Origin of the sequence: Vibrio cidicii (assembly GCF_009665415.1) — a bacterium.
GTDB classification, from domain to species: domain Bacteria; phylum Pseudomonadota; class Gammaproteobacteria; order Enterobacterales; family Vibrionaceae; genus Vibrio; species Vibrio cidicii.
In genome coordinates, this window is the sequence record NZ_CP035922.1 from 530,018 (window position 1) to 552,245 (window position 22,228).

The window sequence follows — 22,228 nt, forward strand, 5'->3', positions numbered from 1 at the left end:
ATGTTGATTTGTGCTGAGGTGTTGGGGGCAATGCTATTAATGTGAGCATCGCTATATTGGCTGTTGTCATCGTTCAATATAAATCAGAGATTCTTGGCAATTATTCTGCATTTACAGGTTCTTATAATCGTGCGGGATTCTCCCTTGTCTACCCGGAAGGGGCTAAATTTAGAGGTTACCAGTTCAGCTATGATGTATGGGGCAAGAGTATATATGACTACAAGCACGATGCTTCTCTCCAAGGGAGCTACGGTGGCGGCAAGATTTTCTTTGACTGGAACAAAGGGTTGAAAACATGGAAATAAGAGGTGAGAAAGTCCCTAAGCTGGTTATTGTCGCCGTATTAATGATTGCTGTGGCGCAAGTCCACTTTATTTATCTTTCCGTAACCAGTTTGTCAATTGAAGAGGCATTAGTGAATGTGACACAAAACACAAAGTATACTATTTCGTCACGCTATGAGCGTGAGAAATTTGGCTTAGAGGAAAGTGGAGAGCTAGGAATGATGTATGACTGCATCATTCAATCCGATACGAAGTGGAAAAGTGTTCAGGCAGGAAAAAATCGAAAATAAAAATTTCAGGAGGAATTGATCTTAAATTGGAAGGTGTCGATATTATTTTGTTAATTTGGATTACAGAAGGAAATATAACTAAGATTAATATTTCTGGAGTCGATGAAAATGGAAATAGATTAAATGTAAGCCCAGCTTATTTGAAGTGCCCATTGAGTTTATTAAATGAGAAAAATCATTAGAGGAATAGTCAAATTTAAAAAATAAAATGACAAAATTCAGCACGTTAAATGTTGATTTGTGCTGAGGTGTTGGGGGCAATGCTATTAATGTGAGCATTGCTATATTGGCTGTTGTCTATCAGTAAGAAGATCTGGATAGCAACAGCCATTCGCTAGCCAATACGTTTACAGTTGAAATCGTATAGTGGGTGGCTTTTTCTGTGTAGACGTTCTGTTTCTTCGGTAACTGGCGCAAATTCTATTAGAATCCTGGCTTGCATGCTCGCTGTAACGTGCAATTGTTCGATAAGGGATTTTGTGACGAAGATGTAAGAGAAGGATTTACAAGTTCACAGAAACATCAACTTATGACTGTTTCAACAAACGAACAAATCAGAGTCGCTTTTGCGGCTCTTTTTATAGTTTTGGCTAAGTAGCGCTTGCCCTGTTAGCTGCAAGTGGGCCCGAAGAACATGGTGGTGTGGCCGAGTACGCTCCTCTGTGCCTATCTTATGGACAACGATTAATCTGCTAGATCACTATATTTATTGGTCCAAAAGGCAACAAAAAACGAGATGTGTCCGGCTAAATCTGACGACAACACCGCTGTCGAATTGAAAAATCGCTGCTCATACGCGAAGGTAATGGTCAGAAATACAACAGCTTGAAAACAAAGGAACGGCAGATGGATAGGGCGATAGCAGAAAAAATCATGGACTTTTTGACTCAAATTGGTGTGCCCTTTGAGCGCGCTTCGATAGAGCGAAAAACGTTTTTACCCGGTTTGCATTTACACCACGGTGTTTTGCAGATTGATCTCGATAAATTGGCGTTTGCGGGGGATATTTTGCATGAAGCCGGGCACATTGCCGTTTGTGAGCCACAAGAGCGTCAGTTCCTACATGGCGACATCTATAAAAATGGTTTACTTAACGGGCGTGAATCGCAACGTATGCATGGAGAAGAGATGGCCGCAACAGCATGGGCGGTCGCGGCCGTAACGCATTTAGGGCTGCCGCTGAATCTCGTTTTCCATGAAGAAGGTTATCGAGGTGGAAGCAACAGTTTAATTGATGCATTCTCACAAGGGAAAGGGTTCGGTTTCCCTTTACTGGTCGCTTGGGAAATGACGGATACAGAAAAAGGCTACCCTTATATGCAAAAATGGATCAGAGAGATGTCGTGGCTTTGATTTATTAGAGCTACCCTAATAAGCGCTTTCTTTGACTCGTAAACGGTTCTTGTTGTCGCGGTTGGCGATGACTTGCGCGTTATCGTCTATCGCACCGAGTGTTTTCGCTAAGCGATCGTACATCACGACGTTGACAGTTGCGGCGAGATTCATGCAGCCGTGAGTAGGCACATAAACAACATGATGTGCTTTGTCGACCACTTCTTGCGGTAATGAGCCATCTTCCGGGCCAAACAGATAAATGGCTTTTTCTGGATGGGTGAAATGCGGCAGGGCAGTGGCACCGACCACCAGTTCGACACAGACGATCGCCACATCGCTGTCGAGGCTGGCGGTGAGGTCGTCCATCTCCAGCAAAGCAATCCGCTCATGGCTATTTTGTGTATCAGTCTGAAATCTTGCCGCGCGGCTATAACGGCTGCCGTTGTATCTTACCTGAGTGGCGTTGTAGCAACCTGCTGCGCGCATCACCGCGCCGACATTGGTGGGGCTTTTAGGATTGTGCAGTCCAATTATCACTGTTGGCTCAGTTGTCATCACTGTCTTTCTACTTCTGTATTACGCTCGTTGAGCGGGGAGCTCACAAAGGGCGGGATTATCGCTCTAACGGGGCAGGAGTGCCAGTGCTGAATTCACGTCAGGGCAGACTCAAGATGAAGCAGTAAAGGCATTATCGCGGATTCGCCTTACTTTCGCTGTAGCGCAGCATGATAGCGCTGGTCGGGGTAAATTCTGCCACGAGTTTATCGAGATAGGCTTGTTGCTGCAATTTGCTATAGCTGTTTCTCAAAGCCTCAACGACGGAAGCGGAAGTGTGATTGCCCGTAACCAGCCATAGATCCTGACACAAAGGGGTGACGTTCATGACTTTGACAAACTCATGCGGATCGTAGCCATACTCTTGCATTCGATAGTGGAAACTGGCCTCAACCATAGGAGCAAAATCGACGCGGTGAGTGTGCAGCAGCCTGATGGCTTCTTTGCCCTTTTCTACCGGAATGACCTGATCTAAGCCATTTGTTGCCAGCAGTTCACTAAACGAGCTGCCGACCTGCGAACCGAAACGATAGCCTTTCAATTCCTCTAAATTTTTGGCGCTGACTTGAGGGCCGCTTGCCAGCCGATATAAGCCGACTTTGTAAGGCGAAACTTGGCCAATCCATTGAAATTTATCTTCACGCTCGGGAGTACGTGACACGGAGAAAAACAGTGTATTTTCTGTCTCTATGGTGGTTTTTATCGCGCGATTCCAAGGCGCGAAATGAATCTGTTTGATCTCAAGTGGTATCGTTTTCGACGCATCTTGCACGAGAGCGGTGACAAACTCGATCACATAACCTTGCGGTTTACCGTCTAGCATAAATTGCAGTGGCGGGAACTCTTGAGTGTAGAGATCCAGTGCAATGGGTTGACTGGCTAAAACTGACGTGTTACTCACGCTACTTAGAACAAGAGCGAGAGTGATATTGGAACTCAATTTGTAATTCATCGATTACGCCTGCTCATACTTTGGGTTAATTGTAGCCCAATCGAACGCGGTGTGAACACCAGTTTACTGCTGATAGAACAATGGCTTGATTGAGATGACATTAAGCAAAAGGTGGCTTGTCTCCCTGGTCAAATCGCGCTGTTATTGTTCTACCTTAATTCGAAGAGCGCTACAAAGAAAATACCCCTTTGGTCAGAGTTTTACGGTGCTCTGTTTTAATTTTCTAATCTAGGGAATTGTAAGCTAGCGAGTGCTATCTTTTTAAAGAACAAAGATGGCATAACCATTGAGAAAACGTGTAGAAAAAGCCAATAACGGCTCATTCGAGTAATGCTGAGGGAAACAACATGCTCAATCTGGGATTAAAGAAAACACTTTTACTTTCTGTCAGTTTACTGGTGGCGATTTCGGTATCGCTGGCCAATTTTGCCTCATATCACGAACAAAAAGACTCGCTGACCAAAAATATTCTCGGTCAGAATCGCTCCTTCGTGAAAGATCAGGCGGAGATGATTGAAGGGTACATCAATGAAAAAGTGAACGGCATCAGGAAGGTTGCAAGCTTACACAAGAATAAAATGATTACCGGAACGCCCGAGGAGATCATTGCGCAGACCAAGTTTCTCGCCAATGCCATGAACGTTGCGAGTGCGGTTATCGCATTTGATTCCGGTGATGCGTACTGGAACATAAGCAGTGAAAGCTGGCCGAATCACAAGCTCAATGGCAATGTTGTCGAACGCCCGTGGTACCAAGCCGCGCAGAGATCAACCGATGTTGCGGTAACCGATCCTTATCTGGGTACAGATGGAATTTATTGGGTAACAATCATCGACAAAGTGAAAAATGGCACGGTATCTGTCGATATGACCCTCTCTTTTCTCAATGATATGGTCAAGACAAGTGAGCCAGGAGCTGTGGTCGTGATTATGAATGAGAGCACAACACTGCTTGCCTCGTCGTCGAGTGCGATTAAAGCCGGTGAAAAAGCCAATAGCTACAGTTGGTTTAGAGCAGCGGCAGAAAATGCCGTTAATAACGAAGAAGCTTTATTTGAGTACCAGTTGAATGGTCAAGATAAGCTGTTGTTTTCAAGAAGTATTCAAGTTGGGGATAAGAAATGGGTTTATGCCGTTGGTCTGGATAAATCCATCGCCTTTGCCGAGTTAGATGATGCGCGGACGAGTGCGATTATTGTGACGGTTATCGCCACCGTTATCAGTGTGATCTTGGCCTTTATTCTGATCAATATTCTCTATCGCCCAATTATTTCTTTGCGCGATATGATCGCCAACTTATCGAGTGGCAATGGCGATCTCACTCAGCGTCTTGCCGTGACGTCAAACGACGATATCGGGCAAATTTCAGCGGGTGTAAACCGTTTTATTGAAGAGCTACAAAAGATGATGCGTGAAGTTCAGAGTATGAGTGAAGCACTGAAAGACAACGTATCTCGCTTAAGAGAGCAATCGAAACACAACACACAAATTTTGCAGAGCCACGTAACGGAAACAGAGCAGATTGTTACTGCGGTAGAAGAAATGGACGCCACTGCAAACTCAATGGCCACTGACGCCGCCAACACAGCCAGCTTGACCCAGCAGGCCAACAAAGTCAGTGGTGAATCGAAGAAAATCGTTGATAAGTCAAAACTGACCATTTCTGCGTTGATTGATGATGTGGAAAAAGCCTCGTCGGATGTGCAAAAAATGAATTCACAAACACAAAGCATCAGCACAGTGCTCACCGTCATTGGCGATATTGCAGAGCAAACCAATTTATTGGCATTGAATGCGGCGATTGAAGCTGCCCGAGCCGGTGAACAGGGACGAGGGTTTGCGGTTGTGGCGGATGAAGTGCGTAAGCTCGCTAGCCGCACCAAAGACAGCACCGGCGAGATAGAGTTCGCACTCAAGGATCTTTTGGATGGTTGTCAAAATGTGGTTGAATCAATGAAATATACCAAGGAGCGCTGTCAAGACACCGCAACTGGATCGGCGGATGTAGAAAGCAGTCTAGAGTCTTTGACGCACTTTGTTGATGAAATCAATGACTTGAGCTCACAGATCGCCACCGCAGCGGAGGAGCAGAGTAGTGTCACCCAAGAGGTGAGCCGCAATATGAATGCGATCAGCGAGATTGTTTCTAACCTAGATAGCAACGGCCAGTTGGTTAACCGAAATGCGGAAGATATCGCGAATGTGAATGATCAACTCATCAGCATCGTTAAACGTTTTAAACTTTAAACTGTAAGTGGCTGATTGTGGGTTTGTCCTTTTTTAACCATAGGTATTTGTCTACGACAAAAGCGGCTTACCTTATCGATCGTTTTTCTAACGACTCTCGTGGCTCACAAGGTCGGTTTAAGCACTAACCTTGGAGGTACGAGAGTTCAATCCCTTGCCGGCTACTGTGATGCTGTACGAGTGACCGTATCAGATTGGTATAATTTCTTGCTCTTAGTGTTAAACCAACCGTTCCCAAGCTACGTATATTCTGCAGATTTGTTAGTAAATAAAGGGGGGGAGCGTGGCTTCGCATAAAAAGGCCTACTTGGCGCAGAAAATGTGTCCTGTCTGTCAGCGGCCTTTTATTTGGCGTAAAAAATGGCAACAGTGCTGGGACGAGGTCAAATATTGCTCAGAACGTTGTCGACGTCATCGTTCATCTCAGCTGCTCGGCGCAGATTAGGGTTGATGCCAATAACTAAACGCCACTCTCGACCAATGCAGCATGATGTAATCGATTAAAGCTTGAGTGCGCTCCGGCAAAAAACGTCGTTGCGGGTGAATTAAGTAGACATCTGCGCCTTCGATTTCCCAGTCGGGCAGCAGTTCCACCAATTGACCGTTGCGTAACAGCGGCTCCATTAATCCTCTGGGGAGGCGGGCAATGCCCATGCCTTGCAAGGTGGCTTGCACTATCGTATCCAATTCATCGGAGCACAAACGCGCAGTCGGAATAAACTGCACTTTTTGCGCGACGCTGTGGTGATGAAAAATCCACGGCAGCTTATGGTTGAGACTGAGTAGGGGATGTTCATTTAACTGCTTGGGTTGCGTTAAGGCAGGCGTTGATGTGCTTAGTTTGGCAGCAAGCTCGGCACTGGCACAGAGTACAGATGGGTTACGCGCCAGTTTACGCGCTACCCAGTCGGACTCCGGCTGAGGGCCAAAACGCAGCGCGATATCCAGATCCCGCTGGTTGAAATAGTCGAGCCCCGAGTTGACGTGCATGCGCAGTGTGACATTCGGATGTTGCTCGGCAAACTCCAGCGCCAAAGGGGTTAATTGGTGACGCAGAGGCAGTACGGGTGCACTTATCGCAATCTCGCCGCGGTAATCTCGCTTCGCTTGCTCGACCTCTTCTTGTTTGCGCTCTATTTGGGCAAACAGCTCGGCGTAGCTGTGGAACAGTTGTTCACCTTCTTTGGTCAATACCAACTCTTTACTGTTGCGGATCAGCAAAATGCTGCCCGTATCTTGTTCAAGTTGCTGAATACGGCGGCTCAGCGTGCTGGTGGACATCGATTTCTGTTTCGCCGCTAGTGCAAAACTGCCGCAACGCACCACGGTTAAAAATAGTGCCAGATCATCAAGTTTCATCCATTATCCCATTTTTGCAATTTCGCATCCCATTATATCCTATTTTCGGATGGCTGTGATTTGGTTATCTTGTGCCACAGAAAACCTATTTCCACATGAATTGATCATAATAAAGAGAGCTCATGCATTCTGACCCACTTCATTCAACCGATGCGCCTAATCCGCGAATTATTTTTGCTAGCGTTGCGCTAGTGATTGCCCTTGGCTCACTAGAAAAAAGCATAGTGACCACACCGCTAGCCTTGATTGGGCAAGATCTATCGGCGGGGAGCGCATTAACTTGGGTGATCACCGCATACTTACTCGCTGCAACAGCGGTATTGCCTGTGTATGGCAAACTGAGCGATCTGTTTGGCCGCGTGCGTATGCTCAATACCAGCATCGGCATTTTTATTCTCGGTTCTGCCCTGTGTACGTTTGCCTTTGACTTGCCAACCCTGATTGGTGCACGAGTGGTGCAGGGAATTGGCGGTGGCGGTTTGATTGCGTTGGCATTTACCGTGATTGCCGATTCTATTCCGGCGCGTGAAGTGGGCAAATACCAAGGCTATATCTCGGCGGTGTATGCCGTTTCCAGTGTCGCAGGCCCTTTACTGGGTGGTTATTTTGCCGACCATCTTAGCTGGCGCTGGGTGTTTGGTATTAATTTGCCGCTTGGACTGGTGGCGTTGTTTATGGTCAACCGCTACCTCAAGCACCTAAACCAAAAACGGCACAGTCGATTTGATTGGTTGGGCGCTGGGCTTTTAATGCTCACCACCACCTTGTTGCTGCTTCAACTTTCCTCACACTCCTTTTTACCTGCGGGATGGGGCGCTTTTGCCCTGTTACTCTGTTTGGTGCTGTTAATCCTTGTGGAAAGACGGGTAAGTGACCCGATTTTGCCAGCACGCTTGGCGCGTTTACCCAGTTTTCTCACCGCGATTGGCCTAATCATGGCCTCACAAATGTTAATGTTCGCGCTTTTAGTCTATATGCCGCTGCAATTGCAGTGGCAGAAAGGCTTTTCACCGTCGCAAAGTGGAAGCGTGATGGTGATCTTCATGTTCAGCATCACCACCGGAGCTTACCTCGGCGGTAAGTGGGTGGCGCGCTCAGGGCGCTACAAGGCGCTGGTGGTGAGCGGTTTTCTACTCGCGGCTTTAGCCGTTTGGCAAATTCATTACGATCTTTGGGTGCAGCTATCACTCGGTATCGCGGGATTTGGCATCGGCCTTACCTTGCCTTCCTTGAGCGTGGTGGTACAGAGTGTGTTGCCTGCGCGTGATCGGGGTATTGGCATGTCGCTGTTTAACTTTGGCCGTGAGCTTGGCGGAGCGCTTGGAGTCGCTTTTTGTTCGGCGCTGTTTTATCTGCGTGTACCGCAAAGTGTCACTGTGAGTGAGCATGGCAGCCAAGCTTCATCGGTGACGCCTGAAGCGCTCGCTCAAGGCTTTAGTTTGGTGTACATCGGCATGAGCGTGCTGGCGGTTGTGGCGATGGTACTGACCGCTTGGCGTCTACGTAAAGATGCGCTGAAAGGAGACTAGAATCCGCCAACTGCGGGATTATGTGGAACACAGCAGCGATCGTTTGCTGCTTTCCTTGCGTAAAAGCGACATCAAAAGCAAGGAAAGAGCATGGAAAAGATCAATCTGGTGTGGCTCAAACGTGACCTAAGGCTGACCGACCACGCGCCATTACAAGCGGCATTAGCTTCGGGGCGACCGACGTTACTGCTCTATCTGTTTGAGCCAATGCTGCTTGGCGATGCGCATTACAGCGAACGACACTGGCGTTTTGTGTGGCAATCGTTGCAAGCTATCAATCGTGATTTGGCGCAGAGCAAAGGGGCGGTGTTGATCGTCACATCCGATTGGCAAACCTGCTTTACGCGTATTGCTGAGCGCTACGCCATCGTGGCGATTTATTCTCATCAAGAAGTCGGTTTAGCCTGCACCTTTCAGCGCGATCTTGCGCTGGCGCAGTGGTGCCAGCAACACCACATCGTCTGGCATGAATTTCCTTATGCTGCCGTGATCCGCGGGGCGCAAACGCGTAAAAATTGGGATGAGCATTGGCAGCAAGTGATGCGCTCCCCTTGCTGCGATCCTGATCTAACACGCGCCAATTGGTTAAAGCTGGATGCCGCAGCGCTGGGTTTGCGCAGCGATATCCCTGCCACATGGCAGAGTAAACAACCTGGCATGCAAACTGGCGGCAGTGATATGGCGTGGGCGACGCTGGAGGATTTTTTCGCGCGTCGAGGGCGAGAGTATTACCGATCCATCTCAAGTCCGAGCTTAGCGCGCCACGCGTGCTCGCGGATGTCGCCTTATCTTGCGTGGGGGAATATCTCACTGCGGGAGATGTATCAAACCTTGCTCAAACACTGGTCGGTAGCGGGATTTCGCCGCAGCCTGATTGCGCTGTCATCGCGTCTGCATTGGCACTGTCACTTTATCCAAAAATTTGAATCAGAATGTGAGATGGAGTTTCGCTGCGTCAACCGCGCTTATGATTCACTCTTGCAGCAATCGAGCGAAGCGCCCGCCGCGCAGTTAGCGGCTTGGCAAACTGGGCACACCGGCATTCCATTGGTGGATGCCTGTATGCGCTGCTTAATTCAAACCGGATACCTCAACTTTCGCATGCGCGCGATGTTGGTGAGTGTGTTAACTCATCATATGAATGTCGATTGGCGAGCGGGCGTGACTTATTTGGCGCAACTGTTTCTCGATTTTGAACCGGGCATTCATTACCCGCAGTTTCAAATGCAAGCAGGGGTAACGGGCACCAATACTATCCGCATTTATAATCCGACCAAGCAAGCGCAAGAGCATGACAGTGAAGGGCGGTTTATTCACAAATGGATCCCTGAGTTGGCACAAGTGCCCGTACCGCTGCTCTTTGAGCCGTGGCTGATGACACCGCTTGAAGCGCAGATGTATCAAGTACCGCTAGAGAGCCCTTACCTCAACCCGGTGGTGGATTTGCAAGCCAGTGCCAAGCAAGCGCGGGATCGCTTATGGCAGTGGCAGAAACTGCCTGCGGTACAAGCTGAAGCGATGCGTATCCTCGCGCGCCATGTGCGGCAAGCTAAACCCCGAACTTCGCCGCGTCAAACCAAGCTAGCCAAGCCCCGCAAGCTTTGCTAGTCTTAGCGGCACATCAGGAAGTGAGGACGACCTCACCGCTCCATCTTTTCTTCGGGGACGACCCCATATATGAGGTGTATATATGGCGTGGTTAATCCTCCTTCTCGCCGGTATTTGTGAAATCGCTTGGGCTATTGGCCTCAAATACAGTGAAGGTTTTAGCAAACCGCTGGCTTCTGTCGCTACCTTATCGGTGCTGGTCGTTAGTTTTGTGTTACTCGGGATCGCGTTGCGCACTCTGCCTCTTAGCGTGGCTTACGGCATTTGGGTGGGGATTGGCGCAGTAGGAACGGCACTGGCTGCCGCATTTTTGTTTGGCGAAACCTTAACCTTGATTAAGCTGATCAGTTTATTTCTGATCGTCGCGGGTATCGCTGGACTCAAAATGAGTGCTTAACGGCAGAAGTTAGTATAAAGCCAGAGCCGTGAGTTTCGGCTCTGGCTAGTTAGGCTAAAACAGCTCAATTTTCGGTAATGGATTTGAAGTGGATAACGTCGATTGCTTTGTGCTGTTCATATCTGAATCGCGATAATTACAGTGTCTTTCAAAGTCGTGTTGATACTCTTGAGATAGTCGTCGTAACGTTTCGGTATATTCCAGCTCTCGGTGACGAAGATCGTTGAGGCGCATACCGTTAAAAACATCACCGACCAACAAGTGTTTTTCCCGCATCAAGGCTTCGATGCTATCCAGCTTTTGACGGACGATGTCTTGGAACTGAGTACAGGCCATACTACCGCTGATGTTTTTCTCAAGATCATTGTTGTACAACATGATTTGGCTGATTTGCCGTTCGCTTAATTCACGAACGGCAGAGAAACTTTGTCTTAGGCTTTGTACGGACTCAATCATCATGTCAGCTTTAACGTTTTGTTCGTTGCTCTCTTTATTGGCCACTTCAAATCGTTGAGTCACTTCTGCACGAAGGCTTTCTATTTCTTCGCTAATTTGTGAGGCTGCCTCACCAGCTCTCTGAGCAAGATGTCGCACTTCATCTGCGACAACGGCAAAACCACGTCCCACTTCACCACTGCGAGCTGCTTCGATAGCAGCATTCAAGGCGAGTAAATTGGTTTCATTAGCAATTTTTGAAATGACTTCGGTGATCTCGTTAAGCCCCATGACACGGTTTAAGACATCATTCACCTGTTTGCGCTCGGTTTGGATATTGTTCATTAGGCTACGAGTACTATCGGCTAGATTCGAGATAACCAAGGTGTGTTCATCTAAACTCGATACCATATTTTGTGAATCGAACTCCATGTCTTTGAGGTAGTGAGTAAAATTAGCGGCTGCGTGATCCAATGAGCAAATGTGATTGAGAATATCCTCAGTGGCTTTTTGTGCATCAGAATTTACGTTCTCAATATGATCCGCGACTAAGCCATTGAGATCGCGATATTCATCGATCCAATCGCAAATGGCAGAAACGGTTTCTTTTTGTTTTATGGTTTCTTGTTCATGGATTTGTTGTAGGAAACGCACAAAAAGATTGCCCTGAGAGAAAACCAAAGCGGTCATCGTTAAGATAAGTGCGGTTATCGCAAACGGTAGATAAAACCATTGCGGAGTCCAGTATCTCACCAGTTCTAAGCCAAGCAGAAGTACTGTGCAGCTCAGAGTGATAGTGAAGAAAAGATAGCGTTTTTTATTATTCTCTAGCCGTTCAAATAGGTATCGAATCATAACGACCTCACGAAATACTACCTGGGAGAACTTGTTGAATCACGGCTTTCAATTGATCTCCCGTTACGGGCTTAACTAAATAACCTGTTGCACCTTTGGCGCGAGCCTCATTGCGTTTGGCTTGTTCTTGTTCTGTAGTGAGCACTAAAATTGGGGTAAAGCGATATGAAGCAATCGCACGAATTTTGCTAATCAACTCAATACCATCCATACGAGGCATATTGATGTCGGTAATGATGAGGTTGACTTTTAGACCACCTTTGAGTCGAGTTTCTGCTTCAACGCCATCTTTTGCTTTCTCGACTTGGAAACCCAGTTTAGAGAGCATGGCATCGACACTCATAAGAACAGTACTAGAGTCATCAACAATCAGAATGCTTTTAGACATTATTATTTTCTCCTTTTCCGATGATGTTGGCCGCCGATAACCAAACTTTAAGTTCGGGATCATTGGGCAACACAGTCACGCGAGGCTTCTCAAACATTAGTGCTTGTAATACCGCTGAGTGCACATGTTTGCAGTGCTTTAAATTAACACTAGACCCTGGTGTCGATTCCATCCATGTTAATAATGTTTCTGCCTCTTCAACTCCGACGTGATCGACTAAATAAGCCACTCGGTTTTTATATTCAACGGGCATGTTTTACTACCTCCTCAGTATCGAGCACTAAAAGGACACGCCCATCTCCCATAATGGCGGCACCACGGTAGATGGAGAATGTGGCCAAAGCACCCTCAAGAGGTTTGATGATGACATCTTGTCCCTCTTGTAATCGATCTACGGCAAGTCCCAATACATCATCACCCACACGGACAACAAGAATAGGTTGGATGTCGGGATAAATTTGGGCAGAGTTCATCTCAAACGCACGCTTGAGATACAAAATAGGCACAGTTTCACCGCGTAAAATGAACGTATCGAGATTTTTTACACGGCGAATGTCTTTGTGTCGGGAAATTTTTAACGTTTGGATAACCGATTCAATGGGAATAGCAAAGGACTGCTGCTCAAGTTCAAACATCATGACGCGTGAAATGGTCATAGAAAGCGGCAGGATCATGGTAATTTCACTGCCTTTCCCCGGCTCAGAGGAGAGTGTGAGAGTGCCGCCGTTGCGTTCAATAGCCGTACGAACTGCATCCATACCCACACCGCGTCCTGAGAGATCACTGACTTGTTCAACCGTTGAAAAGCCGGGTTCAAAGATCAAGTGAATAATCTCTTGTTGGCTCATCCGCTCAAGTTTGCTCGCTTCCACTAACCCGCGTTCCAAAGCTTTGGTTTTGACGCGTTCGACATCAACGCCTTTACCATCATCACTCATCTTGATGATGACAGAATCGTCAAGAGTAAAAGCGCTTAGAGTAATTTTTCCTGTTGGATTCTTCCCTTGTTCGCGACGTATGTCAGGTGATTCTATTCCGTGATCGAGGGCATTACGGATCAGATGCACTAAAGGTTCGGAGAGATCTTCAACAATACTTTTATCTGCCTCAGTGTCTTCACCTTCGATGACCAGATCGACTTGTTTACCCAGTTTGCGTGAGATATCGCGGATCAAGCGTGGGTAGCGTTGAAAAACGGTCGCCAGTGGTACCATGCGAACCTGCATCACTACAGACTGTAGGTCTTCCGCAAGACGCGATATCACACTCTGTTCTGCTTTAATATCTTGCGCAAGTTTACGAACACCAAACTCATTTTCTGCACGATAGGCGAGATATTGCATCGAGTTTTTCGCAACAATCAGCTCACCGACCAAATCCATCAATAAATCGACTTTTTCCTGATCCACCTTCAGTGTTTTTATCTGTTTTTTCCTCACCTTGTCTAATTGCTCGTTAACCGTGATAGAGGAAGGTTGAGCGGGTTCATTTTCGCATTTATCGATAATGGCGGTTCGATGAGCAAAAGAGAGTAAAATGTTATCAAACAAGGTGATAAGTTCATCGGCCGAGACAGATTCTGGCAAGGGAGCAGGGCGATCACTGATTTGTTGGCTCAGGGCACAGTAGAGATTTTTAATCGATAAGAAGGTACCAGCACGTACGGATTCCGAAACTTGTTCTTCGCTAAGCAAAGCGATTTGTTGTTTAACAATTCGCTCGACATATTGCGTGCGCTGATCAATCGGTGCTGTGGGTAGATTGTCCGATTGAATGCGGTAAAGGCGGTATTGACCGTCTATCGGAGCAAGTTGCTGCTCTAGGTCTTTTTTCGCTGATTGAGTCAGCAGCAGAAATTGCATTTGAGCCTGATAGGTATCGAAAGGCTCAGAATCTGGGATGAGCACCACTTTACGCCAAGAGACCTTTTCAACACTACGCATCCAAGCTAATGGGTCGTCCCCAGAGAAAAAGCACTGTTTATCGGGGGTATAAATCAAGAGTAGAGCATCGGGATATTCCAAAAGCGCTTCTACATCGTTGAAACAATCTCGTCCTAATAGCTCCGTTAATTCACTGATGGATAGGGTGGCCGTCTCTTCTTGCGCTGCTACGGCAGGGGTAGGCGTGTGTGTTGGCGCGGCTTGAGTTAAAGGCGCTAACTGAGCAATCATCTGTTTACTGATCGATACCGCCTCTGCTGAGAGCTCTTGGTGTTGTTCTAACTCTTCAATCCATAAGAGAAATTGATCGCAGCAGCCCAACATCAGGTCAAGCATTGTGCTGTTTAAAGCCACATGTCCATCACGCACTTTTTGCATCAAATCTTCCATTCGATGCGCTAATTGGGTGAAAGGCGCGATATTATCGAGAATACCTGAGGCTCCCTTTACGGTATGTATTTCTCGGAATAACTCGTTAATGATGGCTTTGTCATCGGGATTCGCTTCTAACGCAAGTAGACCTCGTGCCGCGGATTCAATTAAATCTCGGCTCTCGATGATGAAGTTTTGCATTATTGGGTTCATTTCAACCCCCCAAGCATCAGGGTAACAGTTTGTTGTAATTCTTCAGGATTCACAGGTTTCACCATATACAAGTTCGCTCCCATATGAATACCTTGTTGTCTATCGCTTTCTTGAGATTCGGTTGAGATCATTATAGTCGGAATGCCTGCCAGCTCAGGGCGACAACGTATTTCCCGAACGAGAGTAAAGCCATCCATCTTGGGCATATTGATATCCACCAGAAATAGGTCAACGGGCATTTCTAGCGCTCGTTCTAAGGCTTCAACACCATTACTGGCTTCTAAAATGAATATTCCGATCTCTTCGAGTAGAGCTTTGTGATACATACGCACCGTAGAAGCGTCATCAACGACCATTACTTTTTTCATCACTTTTTCCCCTTGTGCGGTTTGTAGTATCCCGTTGATTTACGAAAGCGTTTTACATGAAAAATTGAGGATATACGGCTCATCGACTCTGAGTGGCCGAGGAAGAGAACACCACCGGGATTGAGTTGCTCATAAAAAGATTCCACTGCGTTACGGCGCGAAATATCATCAAAATAAATCAACAGATTTCGGCAAAAAATAACGTCCATAGCACCTAATTTTTGAACTTCTGCTCGGTTGTTGAGGTTGGCTTGAGTAAAACGTACCGATTGACGAATATCGTCAATTAATTGGTAGCTGCCATCAGCTCGTAAGCTGAAATATTTGTTGAGAGAACTATTGGGTAAATTTTTAACAGAACGAGCACTGAATATACCTTGTGCTGCTTTTTGTAAAATGCCGGTATCAATATCTGAGGCGATAATTTCAATATCGACCTGTTCTAGCTTTGGCCAATGTTCCAGTAAAAACAGCACAATCGAATAGGGCTCTTCGCCACTAGAACAGGGCATAGACCATATACGTATTAGCTCACCTGGTCTATGGCGTACGATGTCATCTAAAACCTCTTCAACCAAGGACTCCAACTGACTGATCTCGCGGAAAAAATAGGTTTCATTGACGGTGAGTGCGTTGATAACGGCTTGCAGCTCTTCTCCGCTGGCTTGAAAGCGTAGATAAGTAAAATAACCACGAAAACTTTGGTGTTCGGTTAATTCAATGCGCTGTAATAAGCGTTTATCGACAAAATAACGTTTGCTGTTCTCAAAAAAAATGCCTGTTTTTTGATAAAAATAATCACGGAATCGGCAGAAGTCAGTATCGGTAATGACAATCTCATTCATAATGCTGACCTTAGGTATTTAACCGTTTGATAGCCACATCACAGGCAAAAACGAGATAGGGTACATGAGAAAATCGCTGCTTGACCTCCCCCAATATCGTCGAGAAGTTAGGGTCGGAGAGCTGAGCGACTCTGTCGATCGCTGTACCAATTACATTAATGTGTTCTTCATGCTGGAGGACTTGCATTAACCATTCTGGCACCGATTGATGAGGTAAAAGCCCGATAATATCGATAGCAAAGATCCGAACATCAGGATCTTGATGGTTCAGTAAATCCTGAATGTGCCTTTCCAGCTGTTGCGGGCTATGTTGTAAAATCTCAATCGCTTGATTACGTAAATAGGGTGCTTCTGAATCGAGCAGGGGGATCAAACGAGTCGTGATTTCATCATTGTTTCGGATGGCTAACAGTGAGAAAACAGCATCACTGCAAGGGTTTTGTTCTGTATCGCGATCGAGCAAAGTAAATAAAGCCGCTTGATGTTGTTGAAATTCAATTGAGTCCGCAGCTTCCAGCTGATGAATCGCACGTAAAATTTGCTCGAGGTCATCACCTTGTAGAGCTTCCATCAGCGCTTCTGCGCTCAGCACATCGATCTGCTCGGGAGTAGAAGGTATCTCAATATTTGGGTTGTCTGTAGCTGCGCTGCGTTTAATGATTGCCATAGCGAAGCTCCCTACTGGACTGTCTCACCACTTCGGTCATCAGATAAGCTAAGTGCTCTGGAGTTCCTGTTGGAATATGGGGTACACGTTTAAGTAATGCTTCCGGCATACTGGGGACTACGCAGGTTGTGGGTTCTTGGGCAAAAACAATACCGTTTCCTTGAGCAACCTGAGCCATTTCATTGGCACCGTCGTCGCCCATTCCCGTTAGCATGACGCACAATAAGTTATCTTCTCCACAAGTGCGTATGGCGCTGGCAACCAGTTTGGAGACGCTGGGATGCCATGAAAAATGGCTATCATTTGGCGTGGGCATGGCAGCCAATTTACCATCACGTAGCGTGACAATGCAGTCTCGGTCACCTTTGCAAACATAAACGGTACCAGCCTCAAGCACTAAAGCACGGTTAATCTCTTTCACGGGGTGTTGCAGATAGCGATTAAGCCTTTGAGCAAAGGCGGCAGTGAAACTCTCTGGCATGTGTTGGTTAACAATAATAGGTAATGAGAAATCGGTGGGCAGATGGCGCAGTATCGTTTCAACAGTGCCGGGCCCTCCTGTCGAAACACCCATTATCGCAAGCTGGTGGTCTTCATTATTTTCCACCACAGGTGACTCATGTTTGTGCTCTGCTTCTACTGGTGATACCGAAAGTTGCGTGTGAACTTTGACTCTCATTTTCGCTGCCGCGCGAACTTTTTCACGGATCAGTGGTGCGACTTCTTGTAATCGACCGCAGATAGTGCCTCCGGGTTTGGCGACAAAGTCTACCGCACCAAGATAAAGCGCTTCGAGCGTTGTAATGGCACCTTCATGGGTGAGGGATGAGAGCATGACAATCGGCAAGGGACGTTCAACCATGATTTGCGTAAGGCAAGTTAGACCATCCATGTTGGGCATATTGATGTCTAACGTCATCACATCCGGTTGCCATTTCATCACTTTGTCGATGGCATCCATACCATCACGTGCTGTTTTAATCTGGGCATTCGGAATGTTTTGCAATATGTCGCTAATGGTGGTGCGCATTAACGCAGAATCATCGACAACTAAAATCTTCATGTTCCCTCCAGCCTTAAAACTTAGCTATCCATATCGTTTGCAGCCATGTGTAACTTGTACATCTCGGTATTACTGATCAATTGATCGGCGGACAGTACACCTATCATTCGAGGGCTGAGATTGACCATTTGGCGCATTAGTTGTGCTTGCTCTTCGCTCAACACGGGTGCATCTTCCAGCTGGGATTCCGGTATTCTTAATACTTCACTGACGGAATCGACGATAAAACCTGTTGAAATCTTCTCAAAATTCACCACTAAGATACGTTGGCGTTCATGGCGTGCCATCTCGGGTAGATGAAAACGCTTACGCATATCGACGATAGGTAAAACGTTACCGCGTAAATTAATCACTCCTTCGATAAAATCATCGGTTTTAGGAACGCGGCTGATATTTTCTGGAATACGGATAATTTCTTGTACGGTATGAATGGAGATGCCAAATTCTTCTTTATCCAACTTAAAAATCACCAACTGCATGTCGGTATTGTCATCTTCTAGGATACTTACATCGTCGATCGTCGACATATCAGTTCCTTCCTGTGGGTAAGCTTCGGAGAATTGATCTACGATTTGAGCGTCAAAAAGTTGCTCTACAGAAATCACGCTGAGTGTGCGTCGGCCATCATCAAGATTACAAATGGCCGAAATGTCATTGGCTTGTCCCATTTTACTCATGATTTCTGGAACGCTATCCATCACATCTACATGCAGACGTATGACTTCGCGCACGGCATCCACAACAACCCCGACGGGTCGCCGCTCTTTTTCTGAGAGAGAGACATTCACCACTAAGACACGGTGACTATCACTAAAGCTAATGCTAGGTAATCCAAACAGCGTTCTCAGACTGACCAATGGGAGCGTTTTGCCACGTAAGTTGATCACCCCAAGAATGGAGGATTCAGTGAGAGGGACTTTGGTGATAATCTCGGGTATACGCACAATTTCTTGAGTGTCCTCTAGTGGAAAGGCGTATTCTTGCCCATCTACCATGCAGCACACGAGCTGTCGCATGTCTTCATCATCATCTCGTTCTTCATCGATCACATCCCCAAAATGAGACTTAGAAGAGAGGTGGTTAAAACGCTGCGTGCTTAATTCCAATTCTTCTTCGACAGAGTTGTCTAACAAACGATGACAATTCAGTACTTGGATAATCTGATTATCCGAGTGAATGGTGTTGGTAATTAAGGTTGGGTCAATTTTGCCGCCCGCAGTATTGGTCGGCTTTATCATCTCTGGGGCAGGGGTTGCGACATTCACAACACGATCGACGGTGAATCCAATCTTGGTCTTGCCAATTGTAATGACAATCACTCGCGTGGCTTCCGTCGCAGAGGCTCTGTCCATGCACAGTAAAGTCCGTAGACACAGGACGGGAAGAATTTGTCCTCGTAAGTTGGATAATCCAATCAAATAACTCGGAGTGAGCGGCACTAGGAAAGTCGCTGGGAGGCGAATAATTTCTTCTACTTCTTGCATGTGTAAAGCAAAAAGCTCATCGCTCAGCATGAAATTGACATACTGTGTGAGGCTCTCTTCATGTTCAAGTTCGTTGTCTACAATAGCTTCACTGGTCATAGTTCACCTCAATCAGATTGATTGAAGTTCATCGGCAACGGCGGCAATATTTTCAATTGCGGATGCCAGTTCCGAAGTACTTGAGCTTTGCTGACGAGCCGCAGTAGCGGCCTCACCCGTTGCATGAGAGGATTCTTCGGCCGCAGTAGCAATTTGTTGCATTCCCGAACGTGCATCAGCAATCGAACTCTCGATGCCCTCGGCACTTTCAGAAATACGTTGACTACCTAACACCACATCACTCATCCGAGAGCGAACATTATCCAGTTGTTTGATGGTTAGAGCTGCTTTTTGAGCTTCTTCCATCACTGTCGAAAGGATGTCAGCCAAATCTTTACTAACAATGTTGATTTGTTCTTGGATATTTTTAACTTGATCTTTGATTTGTTCAGCGTTTTCAGCTGCATCGTTGGCGAGGTTTTGAATATCGGTAGAAACAACAGCAAAACCTTTTCCATATTCACCCGCGCGCGCTGCCTCGACAGCACCATTCACGGCCAACATGGCGGTTTGAATGGAGACATTGGAAATACCATCGACAATTTTATCGATCTGTCGCGAAATACGTTCAATATTCGCCATTTCATTCAGGTTTTCCGTTGCAGCTTTGGTAGATTCGGTAATGGCTAAGATCATCTCGTCAACAGTAGTTTTGTTTTCTTCTATACTGGTCAACATTTTCTCACAAGCTTTTAGGCTACTTTCTGCTCGTTCTTTGCCAAGGCGAGCTCCTTGTTCTATCTGCGTTAAGCTAGTGATCCCGGTTTCAACCGACTTGGCCATATGTTGTGCACCAGAGCTGATCTGGTTGAGTGCACCCATAATTTCATTCGATGAGCGGTTGATCTCTTCAATGCCAGCAGAGAGCTCTTCGGCAGCGGCAGCGACTTCTTCAGATGATTTAACGATATCGGTGGATGTGCGTAGCTCATCGGTTAATTCATCAAGTGACTGAGCTGCTGTGACAGCACCATCAAGCGCAATTTGTTGTTGATCTAGACTTTTTAAGCTCTCTTCACAGGCGGCAGACTGTTCTTGAGCGGCTTGTGAGACAGATTCGGAACCTTTTAAGGCAATAACTGCTGCAGAAGACATCTCATCCGCAGCTTTCAATAACACTTCTGAATCTTTCACTAAATCAACCATTTCATTGCGAATGAGCGTAAGTTGTTTATTGACGACATGGCCTTTCTGAACTTCACTTTCTGCTTTTTGAGAGCTTGATTTCACTCCGTTTGAAACCATTTCCGCACCGTTAGAAATGTCCTTGATGAGACTTTCAATGTTGGCCGCATTTTTTTCGGCCTTCTCAGCTAAGGTTCTAACCGTATCGGCCACCACCGCAAACCCTTTCCCATGTTTACCTGCACGACCCGCTTCAATCGCCGCATTCAACGCCAATAAGTTAGTTTGATCTGCGATATGTATGACTTGTTTCACTGCATCATTAATTTTGGCTGCTTGTTCGGAAAGTTCGATCATTCGTTTGACCGAATCGTTTTGTCGTTCTGAAGAGGTTTGGACGTTCGATACCATCTCATTGATTTTATTAGCCACATCAACAATATCTTGTTCGAGTTTAGTCAAAATTTGCTTAGATTGAGTGGCATAGGTGGCTTGTTCATTGATGAAGTTATTCATCTGCGATACAGCCGTTTCACTTTGTTTTGTAGCCGATGAAGATTCTTCCGCACCCACCGCAATCTGTTCCATAGAGCTACGTAGTTGAGTCATGGCAGAAGAACTTTCTTCTAATCCAGCCAATAATTCTGCTGTAGCAGAAGCCACTCGTTCGGCAGCTTGTTGTTTTCTGGCTAATGTTCTTGCTTGGCGACGCAAATCATCAGCTTCTTTTTTGGGGGCATTAGCCGAAGTGCTATGGTTGCTCGGACTAAATGATGAGCTAGCACTGGTGGTGATATGTTTCTTGAGCGCCATGGAAAACCTCGTTGTTTGCCATTGATGTAACAGATGTAATCCATCTCCAAAATGAGATATTCATCCAAGATGTTAGATCAGTATAGACAATGATTTAAATTTTCCAGTTTTAAATTAATTAAATTTAAACCTATTAAAAACAATGATTTATTTTATTTCTATTGAGAATAGGGAAGAGGATTTGAGCCAAATCAGCATCGATATTTTTTAGTTGATATTTTTGTAATTGTTTGCTCTTGAATTTCAAGATTTTCCAACTATGTTGCATATGTCTCTATCGATGATTTGCTCTAGATGCAAAGCTTTACATGTTCATTAAACTAAAGTGGTAACTTATTTATATTCTTATTAAACAATGAATTAGATGAATTGTGGTGAACGGGTTTAAGCATTCTTAGTTTCATAATCTAAAATACTTAAGCAAAGGCTTAAATTTAAAACAAACAAAAAGAAAAATTTGTACTAGAGGTCAGAACCTCGCGTCGGCTAGCGGTTTTTTCTATCTACTTAAAGGCTTTGATGCCGAGTAGGTTGAGACACTTTTGGAGCCATATTTTATGGCATGTGACATGGAACGTGAGGCGCACTGTGATGAAATGGTTTAATAATTTATCGATTACCCAAAAAATGATTGCTCTGGTTGGGTGTTTACTTGCTCTAACGTTAATGGTTTCCACTTATTCCATTACTAAGATGAAACGAGTAGTGGTTGAGATAGAGGCGATAGCTCACGATAACTTACCTTTGGCCAAATTGATGACTGACATGACCGTTCATCAACTCGAAGGAGCGATTACTCTTGAACGAGTCTTCCGCGCAGCGGGTATCGAAAGTAGTCAAGGCAAGCAGAAAAATTAGTATCAAGCACAGCTCATGGAGTTAGTTAATAAATTCAAGCAAGAATTTAACCATTCTCGTTAACGGCGTAGTGGTGCCAGCAACACGACATAGGAAGTGAGGACGACCTCACCGCTCCATCTTTTCTTCGGGGACGACCCCATAT

At 46.0% G+C, this 22,228-nt stretch carries 20 protein-coding genes and 2 pseudogenes; 9 read left to right on the forward strand and 13 right to left on the reverse strand.

Translation table 11 applies throughout. The features are described from left to right. The first annotated feature begins 56 nt into the window (after positions 1–56). The 3 genes from EWA64_RS17930 to EWA64_RS17940 all read left to right on the forward strand — a co-directional run bounded on the left by EWA64_RS17930 (position 57) and on the right by EWA64_RS17940 (position 1,927). The gene (locus EWA64_RS17930) at positions 57–305 is read left to right on the forward strand and encodes a hypothetical protein (protein WP_139045742.1); all 249 of its coding nucleotides are present in this window, start codon (positions 57–59) and stop codon (positions 303–305) included. Then, positions 296–574: a hypothetical protein gene (locus EWA64_RS17935; RefSeq protein ID WP_061895946.1), complete on the forward strand. Its 279-nt coding sequence runs from the start codon at positions 296–298 to the stop codon at positions 572–574. Before EWA64_RS17930 ends, EWA64_RS17935 begins: the two co-directional genes overlap by 10 nt. A gap of 846 nt (positions 575–1,420) precedes the next feature. Next, positions 1,421–1,927 carry a hypothetical protein gene (locus EWA64_RS17940; protein ID WP_061895945.1) on the forward strand — a complete coding sequence of 169 codons (507 nt, stop codon included), beginning with the start codon at positions 1,421–1,423 and terminating at the stop codon, positions 1,925–1,927. Between the two features lie 15 nt (positions 1,928–1,942). On the opposite strand, the gene EWA64_RS17945 is transcribed toward EWA64_RS17940, so the two are convergent. Further along, entirely contained in the window at positions 1,943–2,464 is a 522-nt protein-coding gene (locus EWA64_RS17945; protein ID WP_061895944.1) for an RNA methyltransferase, read from the reverse strand. A 133-nt stretch (positions 2,465–2,597) separates the two neighbouring features. Beyond that, positions 2,598–3,416, reverse strand: a complete 819-nt coding sequence (locus EWA64_RS17950; protein WP_082796730.1) for a substrate-binding periplasmic protein — start codon at positions 3,414–3,416, stop codon at positions 2,598–2,600. A gap of 347 nt (positions 3,417–3,763) precedes the next feature. On the opposite strand from EWA64_RS17950, the gene EWA64_RS17955 reads away from it, so the two are divergent. Together EWA64_RS17955 and EWA64_RS17960 are read left to right on the forward strand one after the other, a co-directional pair. After that, the gene (locus tag EWA64_RS17955; protein WP_061895943.1) at positions 3,764–5,662 is read left to right on the forward strand and encodes a methyl-accepting chemotaxis protein; all 1,899 of its coding nucleotides are present in this window, start codon (positions 3,764–3,766) and stop codon (positions 5,660–5,662) included. A 283-nt stretch (positions 5,663–5,945) separates the two neighbouring features. Beyond that, a pseudogene (locus EWA64_RS17960) lies at positions 5,946–6,126 on the forward strand (DUF2256 domain-containing protein). Here the strand turns inward: EWA64_RS17960 and EWA64_RS17965 are convergent. Next, positions 6,104–7,021 carry a LysR family transcriptional regulator gene (locus EWA64_RS17965; protein ID WP_061895942.1) on the reverse strand — a complete coding sequence of 306 codons (918 nt, stop codon included), beginning with the start codon at positions 7,019–7,021 and terminating at the stop codon, positions 6,104–6,106. The pseudogene EWA64_RS17960 and the gene EWA64_RS17965 overlap by 23 nt on opposite strands. A 122-nt stretch (positions 7,022–7,143) precedes the next feature. On the opposite strand from EWA64_RS17965, the gene EWA64_RS17970 reads away from it, so the two are divergent. From EWA64_RS17970 to EWA64_RS17980, 3 genes are all read left to right on the forward strand, one after another. Continuing rightward, positions 7,144–8,550, forward strand: a complete 1,407-nt coding sequence (locus tag EWA64_RS17970) for an MDR family MFS transporter (RefSeq protein WP_061895941.1) — start codon at positions 7,144–7,146, stop codon at positions 8,548–8,550. 90 nt (positions 8,551–8,640) lie between these two features. Then, positions 8,641–10,158 (forward strand): cryptochrome/deoxyribodipyrimidine photo-lyase family protein, encoded by a 1,518-nt coding sequence (locus EWA64_RS17975; RefSeq protein ID WP_061895940.1) that lies wholly within the window; start codon positions 8,641–8,643, stop codon positions 10,156–10,158. Positions 10,159–10,240: 82 nt separating this feature from the next. Next, positions 10,241–10,555 (forward strand): DMT family transporter, encoded by a 315-nt coding sequence (locus tag EWA64_RS17980; protein WP_061895939.1) that lies wholly within the window; start codon positions 10,241–10,243, stop codon positions 10,553–10,555. A gap of 54 nt (positions 10,556–10,609) precedes the next feature. Here the strand turns inward: EWA64_RS17980 and EWA64_RS17985 are convergent, their stop codons facing one another. Genes EWA64_RS17985 through EWA64_RS18030 form a run of 10 tightly spaced genes read right to left on the reverse strand, consistent with a single transcriptional unit; the run spans position 10,610 to position 21,225 of the window. Further along, a complete protein-coding gene (locus EWA64_RS17985; protein ID WP_061895938.1) occupies positions 10,610–11,845 on the reverse strand; it encodes a methyl-accepting chemotaxis protein in 1,236 nt (411 codons plus the stop codon). Positions 11,846–11,852: 7 nt separating this feature from the next. Beyond that, complete coding sequence (locus tag EWA64_RS17990) at positions 11,853–12,233, reverse strand: response regulator (protein ID WP_000045526.1); 381 nt, start codon at positions 12,231–12,233, stop codon at positions 11,853–11,855. Continuing rightward, positions 12,226–12,486 carry a hypothetical protein gene (locus EWA64_RS17995; RefSeq protein WP_001143862.1) on the reverse strand — a complete coding sequence of 87 codons (261 nt, stop codon included), beginning with the start codon at positions 12,484–12,486 and terminating at the stop codon, positions 12,226–12,228. The genes EWA64_RS17990 and EWA64_RS17995 overlap by 8 nt, the downstream gene beginning before the upstream one ends. Further along, a complete protein-coding gene (locus tag EWA64_RS18000; RefSeq protein WP_061895937.1) occupies positions 12,476–14,749 on the reverse strand; it encodes a chemotaxis protein CheA in 2,274 nt (757 codons plus the stop codon). Before EWA64_RS18000 ends, EWA64_RS17995 begins: the two co-directional genes overlap by 11 nt. A gap of 8 nt (positions 14,750–14,757) precedes the next feature. Next, the gene (locus EWA64_RS18005; protein WP_061895936.1) at positions 14,758–15,129 is read right to left on the reverse strand and encodes a response regulator; all 372 of its coding nucleotides are present in this window, start codon (positions 15,127–15,129) and stop codon (positions 14,758–14,760) included. Continuing rightward, positions 15,129–15,974, reverse strand: a complete 846-nt coding sequence (locus EWA64_RS18010) for a CheR family methyltransferase (RefSeq protein WP_061895935.1) — start codon at positions 15,972–15,974, stop codon at positions 15,129–15,131. Before EWA64_RS18010 ends, EWA64_RS18005 begins: the two co-directional genes overlap by 1 nt. Before the next feature lie 10 nt (positions 15,975–15,984). Further along, positions 15,985–16,641, reverse strand: coding sequence for a HEAT repeat domain-containing protein (locus EWA64_RS18015; RefSeq protein ID WP_061895934.1), 657 nt, complete (start codon positions 16,639–16,641; stop codon positions 15,985–15,987). After that, entirely contained in the window at positions 16,628–17,704 is a 1,077-nt protein-coding gene (gene cheB / locus EWA64_RS18020) for a chemotaxis-specific protein-glutamate methyltransferase CheB (protein WP_061895933.1), read from the reverse strand. Before cheB ends, EWA64_RS18015 begins: the two co-directional genes overlap by 14 nt. A 20-nt stretch (positions 17,705–17,724) precedes the next feature. Continuing rightward, the gene (locus EWA64_RS18025; protein WP_061895932.1) at positions 17,725–19,287 is read right to left on the reverse strand and encodes a chemotaxis protein CheW; all 1,563 of its coding nucleotides are present in this window, start codon (positions 19,285–19,287) and stop codon (positions 17,725–17,727) included. A gap of 12 nt (positions 19,288–19,299) precedes the next feature. Further along, positions 19,300–21,225: a methyl-accepting chemotaxis protein gene (locus tag EWA64_RS18030; protein ID WP_061895931.1), complete on the reverse strand. Its 1,926-nt coding sequence runs from the start codon at positions 21,223–21,225 to the stop codon at positions 19,300–19,302. Between the two features lie 591 nt (positions 21,226–21,816). On the opposite strand from EWA64_RS18030, the pseudogene EWA64_RS18035 reads away from it, so the two are divergent. Next, positions 21,817–22,143, forward strand: a pseudogene (locus EWA64_RS18035) (Tar ligand binding domain-containing protein); the annotation flags it as partial. Positions 22,144–22,228: the final 85 nt, after the last annotated feature.